General features: G+C 67.5%; 19 protein-coding genes. 12 read left to right on the forward strand and 7 right to left on the reverse strand.

Annotation, left to right across the window (positions count from 1 at the left end):
* Positions 1-101 precede the first annotated feature (101 nt).
* Positions 102-758: a cutinase family protein gene (locus AWC07_RS00400; RefSeq protein ID WP_036414219.1), complete on the reverse strand. Its 657-nt coding sequence runs from the start codon at positions 756-758 to the stop codon at positions 102-104.
* A gap of 40 nt (positions 759-798) precedes the next feature.
* Complete coding sequence (locus AWC07_RS00405; RefSeq protein WP_036414217.1) at positions 799-1,602, reverse strand: cutinase family protein; 804 nt, start codon at positions 1,600-1,602, stop codon at positions 799-801.
* Positions 1,603-1,722: 120 nt separating this feature from the next.
* Here AWC07_RS00405 and eccB point away from each other — a divergent pair, with 120 nt between their 5' ends.
* A complete protein-coding gene (gene eccB / locus AWC07_RS00410; RefSeq protein WP_036414216.1) occupies positions 1,723-3,114 on the forward strand; it encodes a type VII secretion protein EccB in 1,392 nt (463 codons plus the stop codon).
* Here the strand turns inward: eccB and mycP are convergent.
* Positions 3,076-4,446, reverse strand: a complete 1,371-nt coding sequence (mycP, locus tag AWC07_RS00415; RefSeq protein WP_036414215.1) for a type VII secretion-associated serine protease mycosin — start codon at positions 4,444-4,446, stop codon at positions 3,076-3,078. The genes eccB and mycP overlap by 39 nt on opposite strands.
* Positions 4,443-5,804 carry a type VII secretion integral membrane protein EccD gene (gene eccD / locus AWC07_RS00420; RefSeq protein ID WP_051508022.1) on the reverse strand — a complete coding sequence of 454 codons (1,362 nt, stop codon included), beginning with the start codon at positions 5,802-5,804 and terminating at the stop codon, positions 4,443-4,445. Before eccD ends, mycP begins: the two co-directional genes overlap by 4 nt.
* 116 nt (positions 5,805-5,920) lie before the next feature.
* Between eccD and eccCb the strand changes: the two genes are divergently transcribed.
* The 9 genes from eccCb (at position 5,921) to AWC07_RS00465 (ending at position 15,880) form a co-directional block, all read left to right on the forward strand.
* Entirely contained in the window at positions 5,921-9,535 is a 3,615-nt protein-coding gene (eccCb, locus tag AWC07_RS00425) for a type VII secretion protein EccCb (RefSeq protein WP_036414213.1), read from the forward strand.
* Positions 9,532-10,749: a type VII secretion-associated protein gene (locus AWC07_RS00430; RefSeq protein ID WP_036414238.1), complete on the forward strand. Its 1,218-nt coding sequence runs from the start codon at positions 9,532-9,534 to the stop codon at positions 10,747-10,749. The genes eccCb and AWC07_RS00430 overlap by 4 nt, the downstream gene beginning before the upstream one ends.
* Before the next feature lie 75 nt (positions 10,750-10,824).
* Positions 10,825-11,139: a WXG100 family type VII secretion target gene (locus AWC07_RS00435; protein ID WP_279628842.1), complete on the forward strand. Its 315-nt coding sequence runs from the start codon at positions 10,825-10,827 to the stop codon at positions 11,137-11,139.
* Positions 11,140-11,160: 21 nt separating this feature from the next.
* Positions 11,161-11,463, forward strand: coding sequence for a WXG100 family type VII secretion target (locus AWC07_RS00440; RefSeq protein ID WP_036414212.1), 303 nt, complete (start codon positions 11,161-11,163; stop codon positions 11,461-11,463).
* Between the two features lie 267 nt (positions 11,464-11,730).
* The gene (gene rplM, locus AWC07_RS00445; protein WP_036419849.1) at positions 11,731-12,174 is read left to right on the forward strand and encodes a 50S ribosomal protein L13; all 444 of its coding nucleotides are present in this window, start codon (positions 11,731-11,733) and stop codon (positions 12,172-12,174) included.
* Positions 12,171-12,623: a 30S ribosomal protein S9 gene (gene rpsI / locus AWC07_RS00450; protein WP_036419850.1), complete on the forward strand. Its 453-nt coding sequence runs from the start codon at positions 12,171-12,173 to the stop codon at positions 12,621-12,623. Before rplM ends, rpsI begins: the two co-directional genes overlap by 4 nt.
* Positions 12,624-12,761: 138 nt before the next feature.
* Entirely contained in the window at positions 12,762-14,099 is a 1,338-nt protein-coding gene (gene glmM / locus AWC07_RS00455; RefSeq protein ID WP_036419852.1) for a phosphoglucosamine mutase, read from the forward strand.
* 42 nt (positions 14,100-14,141) lie between these two features.
* The gene (locus AWC07_RS00460) at positions 14,142-14,480 is read left to right on the forward strand and encodes a hypothetical protein (protein WP_051508282.1); all 339 of its coding nucleotides are present in this window, start codon (positions 14,142-14,144) and stop codon (positions 14,478-14,480) included.
* A 2-nt stretch (positions 14,481-14,482) separates the two neighbouring features.
* Positions 14,483-15,880: a hypothetical protein gene (locus tag AWC07_RS00465; protein WP_085104902.1), complete on the forward strand. Its 1,398-nt coding sequence runs from the start codon at positions 14,483-14,485 to the stop codon at positions 15,878-15,880.
* A gap of 5 nt (positions 15,881-15,885) precedes the next feature.
* Here the strand turns inward: AWC07_RS00465 and AWC07_RS00470 are convergent, their stop codons facing one another.
* From AWC07_RS00470 to AWC07_RS00480, 3 genes are all read right to left on the reverse strand, one after another.
* On the reverse strand, positions 15,886-16,929 hold the full coding sequence (locus tag AWC07_RS00470) for an LLM class F420-dependent oxidoreductase (RefSeq protein WP_036410040.1): 1,044 nt from the start codon (positions 16,927-16,929) through the stop codon (positions 15,886-15,888).
* Between the two features lie 679 nt (positions 16,930-17,608).
* Positions 17,609-18,295: a hypothetical protein gene (locus AWC07_RS28260; RefSeq protein ID WP_244187381.1), complete on the reverse strand. Its 687-nt coding sequence runs from the start codon at positions 18,293-18,295 to the stop codon at positions 17,609-17,611.
* Positions 18,296-18,958: 663 nt separating this feature from the next.
* Positions 18,959-19,798, reverse strand: a complete 840-nt coding sequence (locus AWC07_RS00480) for a dienelactone hydrolase family protein (protein WP_036410039.1) — start codon at positions 19,796-19,798, stop codon at positions 18,959-18,961.
* 65 nt (positions 19,799-19,863) lie between these two features.
* Between AWC07_RS00480 and glmS the strand changes: the two genes are divergently transcribed.
* The gene (glmS, locus tag AWC07_RS00485; RefSeq protein ID WP_036410038.1) at positions 19,864-21,732 is read left to right on the forward strand and encodes a glutamine--fructose-6-phosphate transaminase (isomerizing); all 1,869 of its coding nucleotides are present in this window, start codon (positions 19,864-19,866) and stop codon (positions 21,730-21,732) included.
* 55 nt (positions 21,733-21,787) lie between these two features.
* Positions 21,788-22,501, forward strand: coding sequence for a rhomboid-like protein (locus AWC07_RS00490; protein ID WP_139829452.1), 714 nt, complete (start codon positions 21,788-21,790; stop codon positions 22,499-22,501).
* Positions 22,502-22,514 lie beyond the last annotated feature (13 nt).

Genomic DNA, 22,514 nt, shown 5'->3' on the forward strand with positions numbered 1-22,514 from the left:
TGAAAGCGGTCCGGCACAGCGATACCCAAGCGGTTGCTCAGTCGCCTCACAAGGTCCACCGGATCGCCCTGGCGGTTGCGATCGGTGACCCGGGCGCCGAGTCAGATCTTGCCCACGACGAAATTGGCTGCTTGGTTGGTCAGTCCCGGCACGTAGCCGGTGTGGGCCTTCCACTGGTTGCCGTCGGAGCAGATGGGGTCGCCCTCGTTGCACAGGTTGAGGATTTTGCCCTCGAAATGCGGGCTCAGGGCGCTCATGAGCCCGCCCGCGCGGCCGGACGGGTTACCGAAGAGGGTGACCGCGGCGACGTGATCTGCCGCTTCGGCCGGGAGCGGCTGAGTGAAGCCCAAACCGGCCAGTGGAGCGGCGGTGACGATGTCGATGACCGCCGCACCCTGGGAGTACCCGCCGAGCACCAGTTTCGTGTTCGGGCACGCGTTCGCCATCTGCTGCACATGGTCGCTGGCGTCGTTGGCGCCGTCCGCGGCCGCCAGGAAGTCCTTATTGGCGGGGTAATTCACCCCGTACGCCCCGATGTTCCTGCCGGTCTGCTGGCGCAGCGAGGCGAGCATGGCGTTGCCGACCCGGCCCAGGCCAGGCGGCTCGCCGGTTCCCCGGGCGAACACCACCTCGACGTCCGGGCAGGACGCGGAAGCCCTGGGTGGCAGTGGCCAGGCAAGTGACAACGCGGCCGCCGTGAGCGCGGCGGCCGCCAGGCGGGTGATGAGTCTTGCTCTGCCCGTGGGGATAAGCCGCATGACGCGATCTTACGGGCTTATTGCACATGCGTTCCTGGCGTCAGTGGACCTGCACCACCGACCCGGGCGCTCCCACCACCGATCCGGGCACGCCGGCCGCAGGTCCGGGGGCCTGCGGAGCGGGGCCGGGCGCCGGCGGAACCGGACCGGGCAACTGCAGTACCGGTGCCATGGAGGCGGCCGCGAGCTTGGCCGCCACGAAGCTCGCTGCCTGCGTGGTGTAGGTGGGGACGTAGCCGTCGGTGTGGTCGCTCCACTCGTTGCCCGGGCCGGCATGACAGATCGGGTCGCCGGGATTGCACAGGTCTATCGCCTTGGCGCCCAACAACGCACTCTGGGTCGTCAGCGACCCGCCGGAGCGGTTGGCCACATTGCCGAAGACGGCGACCGCCGCGATGTTGTCGGCGTATTCGGCGGGCAGCGGGCTGCCAAAGCTGATGCCCGCCAAGGGAACTCCTGCCACGATATCGATCACGTCGGCGCCCTGCGAGTAGCCACCGAGAACCAGCTTGGTGTTCGGGCACGACGAAGCCATGGATTTAATGTGTGCGATGGCGTCGTTGGCGCCGTCACCGGTATGTAGTTGTAGGCGGCTCGCGGCATAGTTCACCGCGTACACGCCGATGTTCTGGCCGGTTTGCTGGCGCAGTGAGTCGACGAATGCTTCGCCGACCCGGCCGATCCCGGGTGGTTCGCTGGTACCGCGGGCGAAGATGACCTCGGCGTCCGGGCAGTCGGTGGCAGCGGCCGACGGGATAGCGGACGGAACGGTGGACGGGGCGAGGACCATGCCGGCCGCGGCGACAAAAGCGCCGGCCAACAGGCCCATGGGGTGCGTGTTCACGCCGAGATTTTACCCGCTGCCGGCCGCTGCTAAACCTGCGACAAATTCCGGGCTGTGGATGAGTGACTGAAGAAACCCCTGTTCAGTGCCTACTGTTTGGGCATGGACGGTGGGGAGTAAATGCCCGGCCAATCGAGCACCCGGCGGCACGTCAATGCCTACCGGTTTCTGCTCCGGCGCCTCGAGTGTGTGTTGCTGGATCGGGATGGTGATCGGGCGCTGCGGGCACCGACGCTGGCGTTGGCGGTCGGCTGCGTGCTGGCGACCGTCGCGGCGGCGGCCTGCGCGATGGGCGCTGTGGCGCAACCGCAGCCGGGCCTCGGTGACGCACGCATCGTGATGGGCCGCGACACCGGGGCGCTGTACGTGCGAGTGGGCGATACCTGGCATCCGGTGCTGAACTTGGCCTCGGCGCGGTTGATCGCGGCGTCGGACGCCAATCCCCGGCGGGTGCGCGAGGCCGAATTGCGTCACACCAAACGCGGTCCGCTGCTGGGAATTCCGGGCGCACCACAGCTGATCGGCCCGTCGCTGGCCGCCGCCGAGTCGCGGTGGACCGTCTGCGACACCGATCGGGGTGCGGCAACCACGGTGCTGGTCGGTCCTGTTGCCGAGACGTCGGTTCGCCGGCTGGCCGCTGAGCAGACGCTCCTGGTCACCGTCGGGTCCGGTGCGCCCGCATATCTGCTGTACCACGGACGGCGGGCCGCGGTGGATCTTGCCGATTCCGCGGTGCTGCGGGCGCTCCGGCTGGAGGGCCGGACTCCGCAGGTCGTCTCGCAGTCTTTGCTCAGCGCCGTGCCGGAGGTCCCGCCGATCACGGTTCCACCGGTCAGCCACGCGGGCGAGCCGAGTTCGGCCGGGTTTCCCGTCGGCACTGTGCTGAGCATCACACGCGAGGAGAACGAAGAGTTCTACGTGGTGCTGAAAACGGGTGTCCAACGGATCGGCCGAGTGGCCGCGGACCTGCTGCGGTTCAGCGACTCGCAAGGCAACGTTCACGTCGTCGCCGTGGCACCCGATGCGATCCGCTCCGCTCCGATCGCAAACATCCTGCCACTCTCCGCGTTTCCCGATGAGGTGCCGACCTCTCGTGACGACAGCGACACCACGTTGTGTGTGACGTGGCTGTCCGCGCAGTCGGGTCGACCCGACCTCGCGTTCCTGACCGGCAGCGGCCTGCCGTTGCCGGCCGCGGCGGCCCCGGTAACGCTGGCGCAGGCCGATGGCCGCGGCCCCGCACTGGACGCGGTCTATCTGCCGCCGGGTCGCAGCGCCTACGCGGCGGCGCGGAGCTTGTCCGGCACGGATACCCGGACGGTTTGGCGCTACCTCGTCACGGACACGGGCGTGCGGTTCCCAATCCGCGACGACGAGGCCGCACGTCACCTCGGGCTGCCGGCCCCGGTCCCGGCGCCGTCGCCGGTATTGGCGGCTCTGCCGCAGGGGCCCGAACTCGGCAGGCAGCAGGCGTCAGTCGCCCATGACAGCGTCTCGTCCGGACCGTCTTAGCCGGGGCCTGGTGGCTCCGAACGAGGCCAGAACCGCCACGAGCACCACTGCGCCGATGGCCGTTCCGCCCAATGCCGTGTCGCGGCTGTGGTGGTCGGCAGGCACCGGCATCGTCGGCGCGGTGATCGGCGCGGCCGCGGCGTCGGGCTTGGCCGCGGGTGCCGGCGGTGGGGAGTCCGTGCTCAGCGCGGCCAGGGCGTCGATGGTGCCGTTGCCGACCAGGGGATTCCATCCGGCCGGGGGATGATGGGCGGTCGAGGTGATCCGCCGCATCACCTGCCGGGCGGTCAACGCCGGAAATCGGGCGCGTATCAAGGCGGCCAGCCCGCTGACGACGGGCGCGGCAAAACTGGTGCCGGACAGCGGCACCGAGCCATGTTGTCCGTCAAGGGCATTCACCACCCCGCCACCGACCGGGCTCAACGAGCTCACCCCTTCTCCGGTGGCGGCGACGTCGACCCATGGCCCGGCAAGAGTGAACGACGACGGTGCACCGGCCTGGTTCACCGACCCGACGGTCAGCACGTAGTCGTCATACCAGGCCGGACTGACCGCGACCGTAACGGTGTCCCGGGATACGTCGGGCCGCTGGGCCGGACATTGCGCGCCGCCGTCGGTGTTGCCGGCCGCGGCCACCACGACGGCATTCTTGACATCGACCGCATACGCCAGTGCGGCTCCCAGCGCGCGGTCGTCGAGCAAGGGTGCGGCCGGCACGCAGGCGACCGACGAGATGTTGATCACCGACGCGCCGAGATCGGCTGCGGTGCGGACGGCTTGCGCCATCGTGTCGACGTCGCCGACCCCGGTGGCGGAGCGGTCGGCGACCGGAGCGAATTTGGCGCTGGACTGCCGGATGCTGATCACGGTCGCCTCGGGTGCTACCCCACTGAACCCGTCTGCGCTGGAATCCGTTGTGGCGGCGATGATTCCGGCGATAACGGTGCCGTGTGCGTCGCAGTCCCGGGTGCCGTCGCCGGTGGAGACGTAGTCGCCGCCGCCGACGAGGTGCGGCAGTCGTCGGTGCCGGGCGACGCCGGTGTCGATGACGGCGACCCGCTGGCCGGCCCCCCGGCTGAGCTGCCAGAGCTGTGGCAACTCGAGATCCGCGAGTTGTGCGGCGGCGCCGTCGCGGCCGGGTACTGCGGTCGCCGCGGCGCAGACCTCGCGTTGCACGGTGGGTTGTGGCGGGGCCGGTGATGCCGCTGCGGGCAGCCACCTTTCGTCTACCCGCGGCGGCGACACGGCGTGTGCGGCCGGTGTTGCGTACAGCGGCGCCGTGGTCAGCGCTGCCACCAGCAGATGGGCGACGCGCACCGTGGCGGTGTTCATAACAGGTCGAGGGGCCGAACGGCGCCGAAGACCCCGCTTGTCCAGCAGACCAGCGGCGCCACGGCGACCCATGCCGCCAACTCCAGCGCCTCGACACCTCGCCTGGCGATCGGCGAGAGCGACATCCCGGGAGCAACGAAGCCCAGAAACATCGCCGCGGCAGCCAGTATCGCGGTCAGCGCGGCGACCCAGACCCCATGCTGAATCCAGTTCGCCGCCGCGATGAGAAACGCCGTTGTGCCAGTGCTGATTCCGCTGATGACGAGCAGCAGCCACCGGGTCCGGTGGCGGTGTGCGCGGGCGCGCAGCAGCATCAGCACTGCGGTGGTCGCGGCCAGGGGGACGGCGCGCTGGGTGGTCAGCGCGGCGACGATTGCCCCGATGGCGGCACAGCCGGAGAAGGTGGCCAGCAGACTGGTCAGCCAGTTGTCGGCCCGCATCGACTTGGTGGCCAGTACATCGGCTGGCGGCAGTTCGTCGTGGTCGATCGTTGGTGGCAGCCGCGGCGATAGGCCCGCCAACGCAATGGACATCCGAACCGACGCTTCCAGCAGACCCAACGATGCCAGCGCGGCCCACGAGCCGATCACGTACACCGGCGCCGCGGTGATGACCCCAGCCAAGGCGGCGACCGCGATGACGGTCGCACAGCCGCCCATGACGGTCAATGTGACTGCGCCGTAACCGGTTAGGCGAATCGCCAGCGCTGCCGTCACGGCCGCCGCCGTAGCGGCGAGCATGGCATGCGGAACAGCCGGGGCGCCGGGCACCGCCAGCAGACCGGCGACCGCGACGAAGACCGTGGCGATCACGCTCAACGTGAGTGCGGCGATCGGGTCACGGAGGGTCCGCCGTGCAACACCCGCAAGCAGCAGGGCGATCACGCCGGCTGCCGCCGCGACAGCGGCCGTCGCTCCATGTTGAGCGCTGGCGCGCAACGCGTCCCGAATCAGTACCCCGGACCCGGCGCCGGTCACAACACCGGCGGCCAGCGCACCGGCGAGCCGGGCGGTGCGGCGGCAAGGGCGGGGGGCCGCGGTGCCCAGCGTTGCCGACACCGCCTCGGCCAGGTCGTCGTGGCGTTGGGCGGGCGGTTCGGGAAGGGACCGGCTCAGCAACAGCAGGGCACCGTCGCGGATATCGCTTTGCGCCAGCGTCGTCGCCGATGCGAGTATCTGCCCGCCCGGCGTGCACAGGTGGTAGCCCGTCGCGGCGTCCTGCGGGATGCGATCGCCCAGGACGTCGATGATCGGCGGGATCAACGCCGCGATCGGAAGCGCCGCGGGCAGTGACATATCGACGACCGTGGTGCCGACATGAACGGCGACGCGGCGCAGTCCCGGATCGGTTGCAGACAACGGAGCTCCCCTCAGGTTCGGTCCAGCGGCACCTTAACTGGATTCCGCCGGAGTCGTTTCCGGCTGTGCACAGGTGACTTGCGGCCGGTCGCCGCGCTACCTAGCGTCGTCGAACTGTGACAGCCGAAGTGGTGGTCGCCGCGCCACCGGAGGTGCCGCGATCCGGATCACCGGGTCTTCTGGTACGCGTTGCGCCGCTTGCGATATCGGGGGTGATGCTCGGCATTACGGCAGTGGCCTTGCTTTCGGGATCGTCGACAACCCGCAGTCCGGTGTTTCTGGCGTTCCCGGCGATGACGGTGGTGTCGCTGGTCGTCGCCGCGGTAACCGGCCTCGGTCGCGGCCGCGATGGCGGCCTGGACGACGAGCGTCTGGACTACCTTCGATATCTGACCGGCCTGCGCGCTATGGTCACTGAAATCGCTGTGGCACAGCACTCGTCACTGAATTGGACGCATCCCGAGCCGGACATGCTGTGCAGCCTGGTCGGTGAACCGCGGATGTGGGAGCGCCGACCGGCCGATGCCGATTTCTGCCATGTGCGCGTCGGCCGTGGTACCCGGCCGCTGGCAACCCGTTTGGTGGCTCAGCAGCTGCCGGCCGGCCAGCGAGCCGATCCGGTCACTGTGACCGCGCTGCGTCGTTTTCTGCGCGTGCACTCGACGATTGCCGATGCACCCGTCGCGATCTCGTTACGCGAGACCATCACCATCGAGGGCGACGCGGCCGGGGTGCGTGGGCTCATCCGAGCGATGGTCTGTCAACTCGCGGTGCTGCACCCGCCAGATCAGGTGGCGATCGCAGCGGTGGCCAGCGACCGGAATCGCCGACACTGGGACTGGCTGAAGTGGTTGCCGCACAACCAACACCAACGTCGCATCGACGCGCTGGGCCCGGCCCGGATGGTGTATACCACCTGGGCGGCTGCACACGCCTCGCTCAGCGGTGCCGCGCTGCCGACCGTGGTGATCGTCGACACCGACGAACCCGCCGCCGCCTCGATCGCCGGTGCGATGATCCTCGCGGTCGGCCGCTGCGGTGACGGTTCGGCCATGGTGATCCGGCATGGTGGTGAGTCCGAGACACCGGCGCGCGCGGACCGGATGGAACCCGTCGACGCGGTGGTATGCGCGCGCCTGCTGGCGGCGTACCGGGCCAGCGACCGAGGCGACCGCAATACCGTCGGCTCAGAATGGGCCAACCTGCTCGGCATCGCTGAGGTCGATGCTTTCGACCCGGCCGCCCGGTGGCGTAACCAGAACGCCGGAGATCGGCTCCGCGCGCCGATCGGAACCGGGGCCGACGGTACCCCGGTCGAACTGGACATCAAGGAACCCGCCGAAAACGGTATGGGACCGCACGGCCTGTGTGTCGGCGCCACCGGATCGGGGAAGTCGGAATTGTTGCGAACCGTCGCGCTGGGCATGATGGCGCGCAATGGCCCCGGGGCGCTCAATCTGCTGCTCATCGATTTCAAAGGCGGCGCGACGTTTCTCGACCTGGCTCGGTCGCCGCAGGTGGCTGCGGTCATCACCAATCTGGCCGACGAGGCGCCGCTGGTCGCCCGGATGCGAGAGGCCCTGGCCGGCGAGATGAACCGTCGGCAACAGCTGCTGCGGACGGCCGGCAACTTTGTCAGCGTGGCCGCTTATGAGAATGCGCGCCGCGGCGGCGCTCGACTGGCCGCCCTGCCGACGCTGTTCATCATCGTCGACGAGTTCTCCGAACTGCTGAGCCAGCACCCCGATTTCGCCGAGGTATTCGTCGCGATCGGCCGGCTCGGACGCTCGCTGGGGATGCATCTGTTGCTCGCCAGTCAGCGGCTCGACGAGGGCAGGCTGCGTGGACTGGAAGCCCACCTGTCCTACCGGGTGTGCCTGAAGACATTGTCCCCCAGTGATTCACGTGCCGTCTTGGGAACACTCGACGCCTACGAGTTGCCCAACACTCCGGGTGCCGGCTGGCTGCGCACGGCCACCGGGAAGCTGACCCGGTTCCAGACCGCGTTCGTTTCGGGACCGCTGCCGCCGCCCAGGCCTGCGGCTCGAACGGCCCTGCCGCAGGGGGTGCGGCTGTTCACGTCGGAGTATGCCGGGCCGGTCACGGGTGCCGCCGAGGCGAGTACCGAGCCCGCGCGCAGCGTGTTGCATGCGGTGTTGGACCGATTGGCCGGTCACGGTCCACCCGCACACCGGGTCTGGTTACCGCCGCTGCAGGCGGCGCCGGCGCTGGATGCCCTGTTGGCCGGCGATGCGCGGCGCGAACTGACGGTGCCGATCGGGATCATGGACCGGCCGTTTCACCAATCCCGCTCGCCGCTGACTGTCGACTTGTCCGCGGCCGCAGGCCATGTCGGGGTCGTGGGGGCGACCCGATCGGGCAAGTCGACCGCCTTGTGCACGTTGATCACCGCATTGGCGGCCACCCACGATGCGGGCCGGGTCCAGTTCTACTGCCTGGACTTCGGCGGCGGTGCTCTGGCAGCGATCCGCGAGCTGCCGCATGTGGGGGCGGTTGCCGGACGGTCGGAGCCGGAGTTGGTCTGGCGCATCGTGGCAGAGCTGGAGTCGGTGCTGCGGTCGCGGGAGTCATTGGCATGCGAGCAAGACGGGAACTGCGGCCGGCCCGCTGACGTGTTTCTGGTGGTCGACGGTTGGGCAACGGTGCGCCAAGAATTCGGCGAACTGGAGGAGCCGATCACCGCGCTTGCGGTACAAGGTCTTTCATTCGGGATTCACGTAATGGTGTCGGCGTCGCGATGGGCGGAGATCAGGCCGTCGCTCAAGGACCAAATCGGCACCCGGATCGAGCTGCGACTCGGCGAGCCCGCCGAATCCGACGTGGACCGCAGGCAGGCGCAGCAGGTGCCCCGCGACCGGCCGGGACGCGGGCTAGCGCCCGACGGTTCGCACATGATGGTCGCCCTGCCCGGACCGAACGGAGTCGATCTGTGTCACCGCGGTGACGCGGTAGCGCCGCCGATACCATTGTTGCCCGCGCGGGTGGACTACGACAGCGTCCTGTGCCTCGCGGACGACCAGCACATCCTGATCGGTCTCGAGGAGCGCGAACTGCGGCCCGCTGCAGTCGATTTCGAACACCAATCCCATCTGGTGATTCTCGGCGACAACGAGTGCGGGAAGTCGGCCACGCTCCGCCTGCTGTGCCGGGAGATCGTCCGGGCCAGAACCCCTGCCCAGGCCCGGATCTTCATCGTCGACTTTCGGCGCGCCCTGCTCAGTGTTGTCGAGTCCGAACACCTTGGCGGCTATGCCATGTCGGTGCCGGCATTGGATGCGATGCTGCCGGGCGTGGCATCGCTGCTGCAGCACCGAACGCCCCCCGCCGAGGTGAGCCAGCCGCAGTTGCGTACCAGGTCCTGGTGGGCCGGACCGGACATCTATCTGGTGGTCGACGACTATGACCTGGTCGCCACAACCGCGGGTAACCCACTGCTGGCTCTACTCGAATACCTGCCGTATGCAACGGATCTCGGACTGCACCTGGTGATTGCGCGGCGCAGCGGCGGAGCCGCACGAGCCATGTTCGAGCCACTGCTGGCGGGTCTGCGTGACTTCGGCTGCTTGGCGCTGATGATGAGCGGACGTCCCGAGGAAGGCGCGTTGTTCGGCTTGAGCCGCCCGGGCCCGTTGCCCGCGGGCCGCGGTGTCCTGATCAGCCGAACCGGCGACGAGCGACGGGTTCAGGTGGCGTGGAGTCCGCCGCCATGAGCACGCATCCCGTGGTGATCGAGGCCGGCCCCGGCGCGATCCGCCGACTGTGTTGTGACGCAGGCGTTGTTGCCGACACCGAAGTGCGCGCGGCTGCCCTGGATGCGATCGACGACCCGGTGGCGCTGGTCGATGAGCGGCCGGTAGCCGTTGCGGCGCTGTGGTCGGCTACGTTGCGCAGGCTGGCGCGCGACCACGGCGACGGCATGGTCGTCGTGCATCCGTCGTGGTGGCCGGTGGCGCGGGTGGGTGTGGTCACCAGGGCAGCCCGGGCGGTGGGTGGCGGTGCCCTGGTGGTGCGGCCGCGGTCGTGGCTGCTCACCCGAGCCGCCGCGGATGCCTCCGCGGAAGCCTCCGCGGAGAACATTGTGGTGGAGATTGCGGATCGATTGGTCGCTGTCGTCGACTCCGAGGTGATGACCGCCGTGCCGCGCCTGGCGACGGCTCAGGTGGTGGCAGAGGAGGTCGTCGGGGTCGTCGCCGGCATGATCCGGGGCGCCGGCGCCGCGGTGGTCATCGATGTGCCGGGCACCGTCGCGGGAGCGGCAGCGCTTGCGACGGCGATCGTGGGTGCGTTGCGGGGCCGCCAAGTTGTCGCCGAGGTCGACGATGCTCGACTGTCCCAGCTGGCGAAGGACGCGCCGGAGGAGCCGACGGGGTCCCCGGGCGTGGAGCGTGGCGCCCGCGCCGGCAGGTTCGCGGGGCTGGCGGCCGCCGGCGTCGTCCTGTCGGTGCTGGTGGTGGCCGCAACGGCGCGTCACGGTGCCACGGCGGTGCCGGTGGCGCCGACGACGTTTCTGGTGGAGGGCCGCGTCGCGCTCACTGTTCCCGCCGGCTGGCCCACGCAGCGGGTGATCGGCGGGCCGGGTTCGGCTCGAGTACAGCTCACGTCGCCGACAGAGCCGGAGGTGGCGTTGCACATCACCCAATCGCAGGTGCCCGGGGAAACGCTGACGCAGACCGTCGAACGGTTGCGACGGGCCGTCGACGCGGAACCGGCCGGGGTGTTCGTCGACTTCAACCCGTCCGCCGTGAGCGCCGGCCGGCCCGCGGTGACCTACCGCGAGCTGCGCGCCCGACATGACGTGTGGTGGACGGTGTTGCTCGACGGCGGGGTCCGGATCAGCGTCGGGTGCCAGAGCAGGCCCGGTGCGCAGGACGCCGTGCGCGACGTCTGTGAACGCGCCGTGCGGTCGGCGCATGCGCTCGGCTGAGCCGGGGAAATTTGAAGGGAACCGAATCGCGTCGCCCGTAGTCGTACTTGGTGTCAACAACTGGAAGGGAAACAGGTGAGCCCGAACGCATTGAATGCCGATTTCGACCTGATGCGGTCGGTCGCGGCCACGACCGACGCGCGCAACGAGGAAATCCGGGCGATGCTGCAGGCCTTCATCGGCCGCATGAGCAGCGTTCCGGCGTCGATCTGGGGCGGGATGGCCGCCGCGCGATTTAAAGACGTGGTGGATCGCTGGAACGCCGAGTCGACGAGGCTGTACCACGTGTTGCATGCGATCGCCGAAACCATCCGGCACAACGAGGCCATGCTGCACGAGGCAGGTCAAAACCATGCCCACCATATCGCCGCCGCCGGCGGAACTTTGTGATCGACAGGATCAGCCTCCGATATGACCACAGACCCCGCCTTGTCGTACAACTTCGACGCCATCGAATACTGCGTTCGTCAGGAGATCCACACCACCTCGGCGCGTTTCAACGCCGCGCTGCAGGAGCTGAGATCCCACATCGCGCCGTTGCAGCAACTCTGGACTCGGGAAGCGGCGGCGGCATACCAACTCGAGCAGCTCAGGTGGCATCAGGCGGCCAGCGCCCTTAACGAGATCCTGGTCGACTTGGGAAATGCGGTCCGCGACGGCGCCGAGGACGTGGCGCACGCCGACCGCCGGGCAGCCGGCATGTGGGCACGCTAGGCCGAAGTTACGGCGCCCGAAGCTCTGTGCGGTCCCGACGGAGGAGAGCCGTCGGGACCGCACAGTGATCGTCACCGAAGATTTTGACCTGCGGCGATTTTGACCTGCGGGGATGGCCGTCGGTAAGCTGCTCCGTTGGCGTGCGGTACGCCGGGGCCTCGGGTCAATGTCGGTCGCCGAGGACAAGCCCCCTTGGACCCACCAGGTCCACCTGACCGGCACCCGGGTCGCACCGGGATCCGCCCGAGAGAAAGTGTGGTAAGCGCTGTGCCTACATACGCGCCCAAGGCGGGTGACACCACGAGGTCGTGGTACGTCATCGACGCCACGGACGTGGTGCTTGGCCGCCTTGCCGTCGCAGCGGCCAACCTGCTGCGCGGCAAGCACAAGCCGACGTTCGCGCCCAATGTCGACGGTGGCGACTTCGTCATCATCGTCAATGCCGACAAGGTCGCCATCAGCGGCGACAAACTGCGTCACAAAATGGCTTACCGCCACTCGGGATATCCCGGCGGCCTGCGCAAGCGCACCATCGGCGAGCTGATGCAAAAGCACCCGGATCGCGTGGTGGAAAAGGCGATCGTCGGGATGCTGCCCAAGAACAAGCTGAGCTGTGAGATCCAGCGCAAGCTCCGCGTCTACGCCGGGCCGGAGCATCCCCACACCGCGCAGCAGCCGGTTCCGTTCGAGATCAAGCAGGTGGCGCAGTGACCGAAGTCAGCGAGGCTCCCGCCGTCGAGAGCCAGCCAGTCCAGCACGAATCGTTCGTGTTCGAACGGCCCATCCAGACCGTCGGGCGCCGTAAGGAAGCCGTGGTACGGGTGCGTCTGGTGCCCGGCACCGGAAAGTTCGACCTCAACGGCCGCACTCTGGAGGACTACTTCCCCAACAAGGTGCACCAGCAGCTCATCAAGGCTCCGTTGGTCACGGTCGACCGGGTGGAAAGCTACGACATCTTTGCCCACCTCAACGGCGGCGGCCCGTCGGGCCAAGCCGGGGCGTTGCGCCTGGGCATAGCCCGCGCGTTAATCCTGGCCAACCCGGGGGACCGGCCCCCGCTGAAGAAGGCCGGGTTTCTCACCCGCGATCCGCGTGCCACCGAGCGCAAGAAGTACGGGCTGAAGAAGGCCCGCAAGGCGCCTCAGTACAGCAAGCGCTGATCAAACATCACTTTCTGGCCGCAACCGTGCCTTTTATGCATCGTGTGCGGCGTGTCGGCGCACCCGCGGGCACGGTTTCGGCGAGAAAGAAATGGGCACCTTTGGGTGCAAGACGTCAACTGTGAGAGGTTTGTCCGCATGGGTCGACTATTTGGCACCGACGGTGTGCGCGGGGTCGCCAACCGCGAGCTGACCGCAGAGTTGGCCCTGGCGCTGGGCGCCGCCGCGGCGCGGCACCTGGCGCGTTCGGGTGGACCGGGCCGGCAGGTCGCCGTGGTCGGGCGTGATCCGCGGGCCAGCGGCGAAATGCTGGAGGCGGCCGTGATCGCCGGGCTGACCAGCCAAGGTGTGGACGCGCTGCGGGTCGGGGTGCTTCCGACACCGGCGGTGGCCTACCTGACCAGTGCCTACGACGCTGACTTCGGGGTGATGATCTCGGCGTCGCACAACCCGATGCCCGACAACGGCATCAAGATCTTCGGCGCCGGGGGACAGAAACTCGACGACGACACCGAGGACCAGATCGAGAACCTGGTCGCCTCCGGCCCCGGGTTGCGTCCGGTCGGCGCGGGGATCGGCCGTGTCATCGACGCCGAGGATGCGGCGGAACGCTACCTGCGTCAGGTGAGCAAGGCCAGCACCACCCCGCTTGACGGTCTCACCGTGGTCGTCGATTGTGCCCACGGAGCCGCGTCGGCGGTGGCGCCGCGCGCGTATCGGGCCGCCGGGGCCAGGGTGATCGCGATCAACGCCGAGCCCAACGGAGTCAACATCAACGACGCCTGCGGATCGACGGACCTGGATTGTTTGCGGGCGGCCGTCATTGCGCATCGTGCCGACCTGGGTCTGGCGCACGACGGAGATGCCGACCGCTGCCTGGCCGTCGACGCCAATGGTGAGCTCGTCGACGGCGACGCCATCATGGTGGTGCTGGCGCTGGCGATGCGGGAAGCCGGCGAACTGACCGCCGATACGTTGGTGACCACAGTCATGAGCAACCTCGGCCTGCATCTGGCCATGCGCGCCGCCGGCGTCACCGTGTGCACCACCGCAGTCGGTGACCGCTACGTCCTCGAGGAATTGCGCGCCGGCGACTACAGCCTGGGCGGTGAGCAATCCGGTCATATCGTGATGCCGGCGCTGGGATCGACCGGAGACGGGATCGTCACCGGGCTGCGGCTGATGACCCGCATGGTGCAGACCGGCTCGTCGCTCGCCTCCCTCGCGTCGGCGATGCAGACGTTGCCGCAGGTACTGATCAACGTCGAGGTTGCCGACAAGGCCACCGCCGCCGCCGCGCCGTCGGTCCAGACGGCTGTCGACCGGGCTGCGGCAGAGCTTGGCGACACGGGCCGAATCCTGTTGCGTCCCTCCGGAACTGAGCCGATGATTCGCGTCATGGTGGAGGCGGCCGACGAGGACGTCGCACGGCGATTGGCGGCCAGCGTCGCCGATGCGGTCAGCGCCGCGCGCTGAATTTCGGGGAACCCGGGCGCCGTGTCCGGCGTCCAACCAAGCATGAGACTCGATCATGGAAAAAACTACGCCGGCAGCGCTATTGAAGCCGGCAGCGCTATTGACGTGACGGCGGTGCTTGCGGTGGCCGACAGAATCAGCGCCGCAGCCGAACTCGTCGACGACGCAGCAGCAAACCTTTTGTCCCGGTTGACTTTTGGCGGTGCTCACGCCGGCCGGGCGCACTCGCAGCGCGGTGAGGCGTTGCGTGCCGGCCTGGACCGGCTGGCCGCCGAGTTGTCGCAATGGTCTCGTGCTGCCGCCGAGATCGCCGTCGCGCTGCGGGCCGGCGCCCAGCGCTATGCCGATGCGGACCTGTTCGCCGCCGGCCGGATCGCCTGATCGTGGCCGATCGGCTAGACGTCGCCGAACGCCTCGCGGAAGGCCGGCCGGCGGTCGAGCGAACCCAGACCTACCTGCTGGCCTGTCAGCGGCTTGGCTACCACCACCCGGACTTGACTTCACGTCCCGCCCAGATCAGCGACTGGTACGACAGCGAAGAGGGACTCGACCTGCACGCGCTGGACTCCGACTGCGCGCAGCTGCGGGCTGCCGGTACAGCGATAACCGAAGCGCTGCGGATACAGCGTGCGCAGGTGGTCGAGCTGGCGGCCGCATGGACGGGCCCGGGAGCCGACGCCGCCGTCCGCTTTCTGCAGCGCCATTGCGATGGGGCAACCACGTCGGCCACCGAGGTCCGCGCGGCCGCGCAGGGCTGCGAGTCGCTGCGCGACAACCTGTGGCAGCTGATCGACTCCAAAGTGGCGACGGCCATCGCCATCGACGATCGCACTCTGGCGCAGCGGCCGCCGTGGTCGGCCGCTGCCGGTACGGTGCTGACCGGAGCGGGAGACCGGTCAGGTGCCGAGGAGGTGCTTCGCGGCCAGGTAATGCCATACGTAGACAACGATATTCGCGGCGACTGGCTGACTGCGATGCGTTCGACGCTGGCCGGGGTGACGGCGTCCTACGACATGGTCACCGACCGGCTGGCCGCCGCGCCGCAGGCGTGCTTCGAGATTGCCGGCGACCTTGGCCCCGACCGGCGCCCCGGCTGGCGTCCCGGGCGGCCGGCATGGCCGACCGCGCCGAGGGCGGCAGCCATACCCGCGGCGGGCGTGCTGGATACCGTGCCGTCGCACCCGGCACCGGCTCAGGCTGCGGTTGCGCCGGCGACACCCGTGGCCCCGACCACCGCGCCGACGCCCTCGGGACTGGGAGCCGGGGTGGGCGATGGTGCGGCGGCTCCGCTCGACGGCTCGGGCGGACTCGGAGGAGCTGGCGGCCTGGGTGAACTCGCCAGCCGAATTGTCGACGCGATGGCAGACCTGCTGGGGGCGGCGGCCGGACCGCTCGACGACCCCTTGGTTTCGGAGAGTCCGACCGTGCCCGACGATCCCATGGGTAACGGCGTCGCCGACGATGCCGGACTCGCCGAGGCGGGAAAGGTAGCCGACGCCAAAGAGGCCGGCGAACCCGGCGAGCCGGGGTCTGGCACGGCGACCGACGGCGCCGCCGTGGCAATGCCGGTCGCGCCACAACCGTCCGGAGCCGAACCGCGGGCCGTCGATACGCCGGCGGTCGGCGACCCGCCGGCTGCCGGGTCGCCGGTCGCCGAACCGCCGCCCAGCGGACCACCGCCTGCGTCGGGTCCGGTGAACGGGTTGCCACCGCAGCCGGCTACCAAGGGGTCGACCGCCTGCGAGATCGCCGCGGACGAGCTTCCGAAGGCCGGGCAGTGACCGGGTCAGGAGGGACGCAGGCGTAGCAGTTCCTCGACATAGCGCACCGCCTCACGGGAATCGCCGGTCACCGGTCTGACCAACAGCGTGGTGACACCGGCTTCGGCGAAGGCGGCCAGTCGTTCGGCGACGTGGCCCCGCGGCCCGATCAGCGAAATCCCGCGCACCAGCTCGTCGGGAACCGCGTCGATCGCCTCTCGTTTGCGGCCGGCCAGATACAGCTCCTGGATCCGGTCTGCGACCGCCCCGAAGCCGTAGCGGGTGGCCAGGCTGTGGTAGAAGTTGCGGCCTTTGGCGCCCATGCCGCCGATGTAGAGGGCCAGTTGCGGTTTGGTCCAGCCCAACCGTTCCTCGACATCCTCCCCGATTGCCAACGAAGCGCCGACCATGACGTCCAGCGGGCCCATCGCGGGATCTCGGTTGGCGGTACCGGCTGCCAGCGCTTCTCCCCAGACCCCACGAGCCTTCTCCGGATAGAAGAAGGCCGGCTGCCAGCCCTCGGCAATCTCCGCGGTCAGTTCGACGTTTTTCGGTCCCAGCGCGGCGATCGATATCGGAATGCGTTCCCGCACAGGATGGTTGATCAGCTGCAGGGCCTTACCCAAACCTGTTCCGCGATCGGCCGGTAGCGGGATCTGGTAGTGCTTGCCGGCGTAGTGCAGCCGCTCCCGACGCCAGACCCGCCGGCAGATTTCCACCACCTCGCGGGTGCGGCCTATCGGAGCGTCGAATTCGACGCCATGGAAGCCCTCGATCACTTGCGGACCGGACGTGCCGATTCCGAGGTGGAAACGGCCGTCGGATACGAAGTCCAGGCCGGCGGCGGTCATCGCCAGCAGCGACGGCGTGCGGACATAGATCGGAAGTACCCCGGAGGCCAATTCCACGCGGGTTGTCCTGGCGGCCAGGTATCCCAGGTGGCTGACGGCGTCAAAGGCATACGCCTCAGCCACCACCGCGATGTCGATGCCGGACTTCTCCAGTTCGACGACTCGGTCGACGGCTTCGTGAAAGGCGCCCGAGTAGTCCAAGGCGATGCCGATTCGCATCAATGACACTTACCAGGGCGACACGGGCACACCGCGCTGCGGTACCTCGCTCGATGCCAACGGGGCGGCCGATGAATCCGCAGATCAGCTGTGCAGGCCGAATTCTCGCGTGAAGAAGTTGTTGCTGCGTTGGCTATTTCGACTACGGTGGACTCGTCGCCACCCACTCCGGGTCGTTCAGTGACCGGCCGCACCGTTCGGGCGTCGGACTGAATTCAGCGGCCGTCGACAATCCGGTCAAGTCACGGACCGGCGTCTGCCGCGATACAGTTCCCACCAGACACGTCTGTGACCTGGAATCGAAGGGACTTAGCGTGGCGGTTATCGCTCGCCCGTTGGTAGCCGTTTTCGAGCCGACTCCAGACGATCCGTGGCACAACATCAAAGTCCATGCCCTCCTACCGACCAAAGCTTTCATCGCGAAAGAATCGGAGACGTCGGCATCCGAGCTTGCTTCCGATGCGCGTGTTAACGGGACCGCTTCAGACCCGATTTTGCCGCCAGTCTATTCCGGGGGGGCATGAGCGGATGCGGGCCGTCATCGCAGGAAACCGCCTCCAGCGGCCCGGTCGACCAAATAACATCACGGTGCTGTTCCATCTCAAGAACTATTTCGTTGCCGGCCAGGTAGGAGACAATTCCTATGTCCGATGGGCTCGACAAAATCTATATCCGCGATCTAGTGTTGCGGTGCATCATTGGCACGTTCCCGGAAGAGCGGCACATAAAAGCAGGATGTGGTGATCAATGTTGTGATGTGGGCCAATCTCGCCCGGCGCTCTCCGCTTTGCGAGCTCTCCGGCGGTATCGATGTATCGAGAGCGTTAGAAACATGGCCCATAATCGTGTTTATCTCAGCATCGCCTCTAGTATTCAGCCGGAAGTCAATATTTTTCGGGCCATGACGGAATTGGAAAAGTTCTGCTCCATCAGAACATTGTCGCGCTGTTTTAGGACGGACGCGATTCCCGCCCCAGACCAAGATCTTGTCAAAGATTTTCCCCATTACATTAACTGCGTTGCTCTGGTGCAAACGGGCTGCGACGCCCCGGCTTTTAAGTTCGGCGTTGTGCGATCCATCGAAGCCAAACTGGGCCGAGTGAGTATGGACCGTCGATAAATACTCCTCCCGTACCCTGGATCTCGATATCTTGCTATTCAATGACGCAGTCATCCGGACGCGAGTGTGGAAATTCTCGACTCCGACATCAAACAAAGTTGGTTCTTTTTCTTGGCCCAGGGCATCCTTGATATCGATCCGCGGATTACTTTGCCCGCAGATTCCCAACCGCTCCGATTCTATCTCCGGCCCTTCCTCGATCGGTTGGTGACGTACGGCCAAGCCGTTACCGAAGATCAGAACCAAGGGAGAAAATTCGGGCGCTCATCAGCGGAACGTGAATCCCCCGATGGGCCCGCGTGTTTGCATTCTTGATATTGATTCTGGAGTCGGGCCATGTCGCTGGTCTGCCCGGTTTTCCTATAGATTCCCAACCGCGATGTTTTCGGGTGGCTGAAATCCCGGTTTGACCGGGTTCGGGTCGGTGTTGTGCGCCCCCGACACGTCTTACCTGGCTTTTGTCAGGCTACTGCGCGGTTCGTGGTTGTGGCGATGGCTTTGGTGACGTCGTCGATTTGGGGTAGGCCGGGGATGAGCGCGACGACGCAGGGTGCGCACGAATCCCCGGGCATGGCTCGGATATGTGCATCGGGGTGGTCGGCGGAAGGCGCTGCGCGACTAACCAATAGGCGATTGTCAAGTGCGATAGCGCCGGTGCTAGCGCAGTTGGGAATCGCCTTATGGCCAGCCCACGGTACTGACGTGGCTCATGTGATTACTGATGCCGTCGAGCACGCACCCGGACCAACTTCCCGGCCAACGGGCACGTCACTGTTCCGCGCCGCGCATGCACGCCCCCGGCGCGCTCTGGGTTGGCGCCCGTCCGCAAGTCCGCACCAGCTGCGAACCCAACCCCAGGGTCGGAGCGCTACAGCGGAGGGGAACGCGCACAGTGACAAAAGTCAGGTCTTACTTCAACAGCGTGACGATCTTCTCTTCGGGGGTCACCGGGGGAGCTTCCGGATCCAGCGCGTCCGTCTCGGGCAGGTGCGCATCGGGATCGGCGAAGTCGCGGTATGCCTTGTCGCCGCCGAGGGTGTACAGCAGATACCCCGTGAGCAGCGCCCGAACCGAACGCTGCGTCTTGCGGTCCGCGCCGGCCAGCCCGACCACCTTCGTCAGCCGCCTGCCCTCGACCAGGCCGCGGGCCTTGGCTTTGCTGACGATGCGCAGCGTGGCCGCGTCCCAGACCTGCGACAGCTCGAGGGCGTTGGACGTCAACGTCTTGGGATCTCCTGGTGCACTCATGATCAGGCCCGGGACCTTGAGGGTCGCTGCGGGCTGCTCCGGCGGGGGAGCTGTGACGGTCGGAAAGATCGCCGCCACGGCTGCCGGCTTGGCGGGCATGCCGGCAGCCGCGAACACCGCGGCCGATCCTCCGAAGCCGTGTCCCACCAGCCCCAGCTTGGCGGGATGCACGCTGATCTTGCCGGGACCCAGCCGCACCCCCGCCACGATGTCGAGGGCCACGCCCAGGTCGAAGGCCAGGGTCAGCACCGATGGCGCCAGTCCCCGTTGGGTATCGGGAGCCCCGGCCACGATGCCCCAGGACGCGAGGTGTTCCAGCAGGCCCGAATAGCGGGCGGCGGCGGTCAGCCAGTCGTGGCCGAAGGCGATGCCGGGCAGGTTGAGTCCGGCTTCGGGGGTGTACACCACCCCCGGCAGGCCGGCAAAGGCGAGGTCACCGCGCAGAACGCGGTGGGGACCACGGCGGCTGAGGGCGCCGAAGAGCGTGCGGGTGCGGGCCACCCGTCGACGTTAGCGGTGACTCTGAGGATGGGTCCAGTCGTCCAACTGCACTACCCTGGTCTGCTATGTGCGGAATTGTCGGCTACGTGGGGCAGCGTCCTGCCTGCGAGGTCGTCCTGGACGCGCTGCGCCGGATGGAGTACCGCGGCTACGACTCGTCAGGTATGGCCGTGGTCGACGGTGAGGGCAAGCTCACGGTGCGTCGCCGTGCCGGCCGGCTGGCCAACCTGGAGGCGGCGGTAGCCGACATGACGCCGTCCGAGCTGACCGGCACCACCGGCTTGGGCCACACCCGGTGGGCCACTCACGGTCGTCCCACCGACCGCAACGCGCACCCGCACCGCGACACCGCCGGCAGGATCGCCGTCGTCCACAACGGCATCATCGAGAACTTCGCCATGCTGCGCCAGGAGCTGGAAACGGCCGGCGTGGAGTTCGCCAGCGACACCGACACCGAGGTCGCGGTGCACCTGGTGTCGCAGGCGTATCACCAGGGCGACACGGCCGGCGATTTCGTTGCCTCTGTGCTGTCCGTGCTGCGCCGGCTGGACGGCCACTTCACCCTGGTCTTCGCTAATGCCGACGACCCCGGCACCATCGTCGCTGCCCGCCGCTCAACTCCGTTGGTGGTCGGTATCGGCGACGGCGAGATGTTCGTCGGGTCCGACGTGGCCGCGTTCATCGAACACACCCGCCACGCGGTCGAACTCGGCCAGGACCAGGCGGTGGTGATCACCGCGGACGGCTACCGGATCACCGACTTCGACGGCAACCCGGACGACGCGAATGCGAGAGAGTTTCATATCGACTGGGACCTGGCCGCCGCCGAAAAGGGTGGCTACGAGTACTTCATGCTCAAAGAGATCGCCGAACAGCCCACTGCGGTGGCCGACACGCTGCTGGGGCATTTCGTGGGTAACCGGATCGTGCTCGACGAACAACGCTTGAGTGATCAGGAGCTGCGCGACATCGACAAGGTGTTCGTGGTCGCCTGCGGCACGGCGTATCACTCCGGGCTACTCGCCAAATACGCCATCGAGCACTGGACGCGGCTGCCGGTGGAAGTGGAGCTGGCCAGCGAATTCCGCTACCGCGACCCGGTTTTGGACCGCAGCACGCTAGTCGTGGCGGTCTCGCAGTCCGGGGAAACGGCCGACACCTTGGAAGCCGTCCGCCACGCCAAGGAGCAGAAGGCCAAGGTGCTGGCCATCTGCAACACCAACGGCTCCCAGATCCCCCGCGAATGCGATGCGGTGTTGTACACCCGCGCGGGCCCGGAGATCGGCGTCGCGTCCACCAAGACGTTCCTGGCGCAGGTCGCCGCCAACTACCTGCTCGGTCTGGCCTTGGCGCAGGCCCGCGGCACCAAATACCCCGACGAGGTCGAACGCGAGTACCGCGAGCTGGAGGCGATGCCCGATCTGGTGGCCCGGGTCATCTGCGGAGTCAAGCCGGTGGCCGACCTGGCCTACCGGTTCGCGCAGTCGTCAACGGTGCTGTTCCTGGGGCGCCATGTCGGCTACCCGGTCGCGTTGGAAGGTGCGCTCAAACTCAAGGAACTGGCCTACATGCACGCCGAGGGTTTCGCGGCCGGTGAGCTCAAGCACGGCCCGATCGCGCTGATCGAAGACGACCTGCCGGTCATCGTCATCATGCCCTCACCTAAGGGCTCGGCCACGCTGCACGCAAAGCTGCTGTCCAATATCCGCGAGATCCAGACCCGCGGCGCGGTGACCATCGTGATCGCCGAGGAGGGCGACGAAACCGTGCGCCCCTACGCCGATCACTTGATCGAAATCCCTGCTGTGTCAACGCTTTTGCAGCCGTTGCTGTCGACCATCCCACTTCAGGTGTTCGCCGCCGCGGTTGCCCAGGCCCGGGGTTACGACGTGGACAAGCCGCGCAACCTGGCCAAGTCCGTCACCGTGGAGTAGCGGACGCGTTTGGTGAACCTTCCCGCGGTAACACCAACCATGTAAAAGTTGACCCGTGACGAATGTATCGGTGTCGACGCGAGTGCGCGGCTGGGCGCTGGCGGTGTGGCATTTCGTCAGCAACGCGCCATTGACGTACACCTGGCTGTTGGTACTGGCGATCACGACGGTCATCCAGAACCAGCTCACCGGGCGGCAGTTGCACACCGTCCTGCTGCACCGGTCCACCAACATCCGGCACCTGGGACGAGATCCGCTGGAGGTGCTGTTCTCCAGCCTGTTGTGGATTGACGGCCGGAACCTGGAGCCCTACCTTTTACTGTTCACGCTGTTTCTCGCTCCCGCCGAGCATTGGCTCGGCCACTTGCGTTGGCTCACAGTAGGATTGACTGCCCACATCGGCGCCACCTATTTCAGCGAGGGTTTGCTCTACTTCGCGATCCAAATGCGTGACGCGTCCGAACGGATGGTGCAATCGCGCGACATCGGGGTCAGCTACTTCCTGGTGGGGGTGATGGCGGTGCTGACCTACCGCATCGCCAAGCCGTGGCGGTGGGGCTACCTGGGGGTGTTGTTCGTCATCTTCGGCTTCCCGCTGATCACCATGGACAAGATCGAACTGAACTTCACCGCGATCGGTCACTTCACGGCCATCCTCATTGGCCTGGCCTTCTATCCGATGGCCAGGGAACGCAAGCAGCCGGCATGGAATCCGGCAAGACTCAAGGAGATTTTCCGTAGGCGCGGCTCACGCGAGGCCCCGGTCTAAGCCACTCGCACCC

The sequence above is a fragment of the Mycobacterium gastri genome (assembly GCF_002102175.1).
GTDB classification, from domain to species: Bacteria; Actinomycetota; Actinomycetes; order Mycobacteriales; family Mycobacteriaceae; genus Mycobacterium; species Mycobacterium gastri.

Coding starts and splice junctions, on each gene's coding strand:
- AWC07_RS00400 (WP_036414219.1), bottom strand. CDS start 758: ATGCGGCTTATCCCCACGGGCAGAGCAAGACTCATCACCCGCCTGGCG.
- eccB (WP_036414216.1), top strand. CDS start 1,723: ATGCCCGGCCAATCGAGCACCCGGCGGCACGTCAATGCCTACCGGTTT.
- mycP (WP_036414215.1), bottom strand. CDS start 4,446: ATGAACACCGCCACGGTGCGCGTCGCCCATCTGCTGGTGGCAGCGCTG.
- AWC07_RS00430 (WP_036414238.1), top strand. CDS start 9,532: ATGAGCACGCATCCCGTGGTGATCGAGGCCGGCCCCGGCGCGATCCGC.
- AWC07_RS00440 (WP_036414212.1), top strand. CDS start 11,161: ATGACCACAGACCCCGCCTTGTCGTACAACTTCGACGCCATCGAATAC.
- glmM (WP_036419852.1), top strand. CDS start 12,762: ATGGGTCGACTATTTGGCACCGACGGTGTGCGCGGGGTCGCCAACCGC.
- AWC07_RS00460 (WP_051508282.1), top strand. CDS start 14,142: ATGAGACTCGATCATGGAAAAAACTACGCCGGCAGCGCTATTGAAGCC.
- AWC07_RS00470 (WP_036410040.1), bottom strand. CDS start 16,929: ATGCGAATCGGCATCGCCTTGGACTACTCGGGCGCCTTTCACGAAGCC.
- glmS (WP_036410038.1), top strand. CDS start 19,864: ATGTGCGGAATTGTCGGCTACGTGGGGCAGCGTCCTGCCTGCGAGGTC.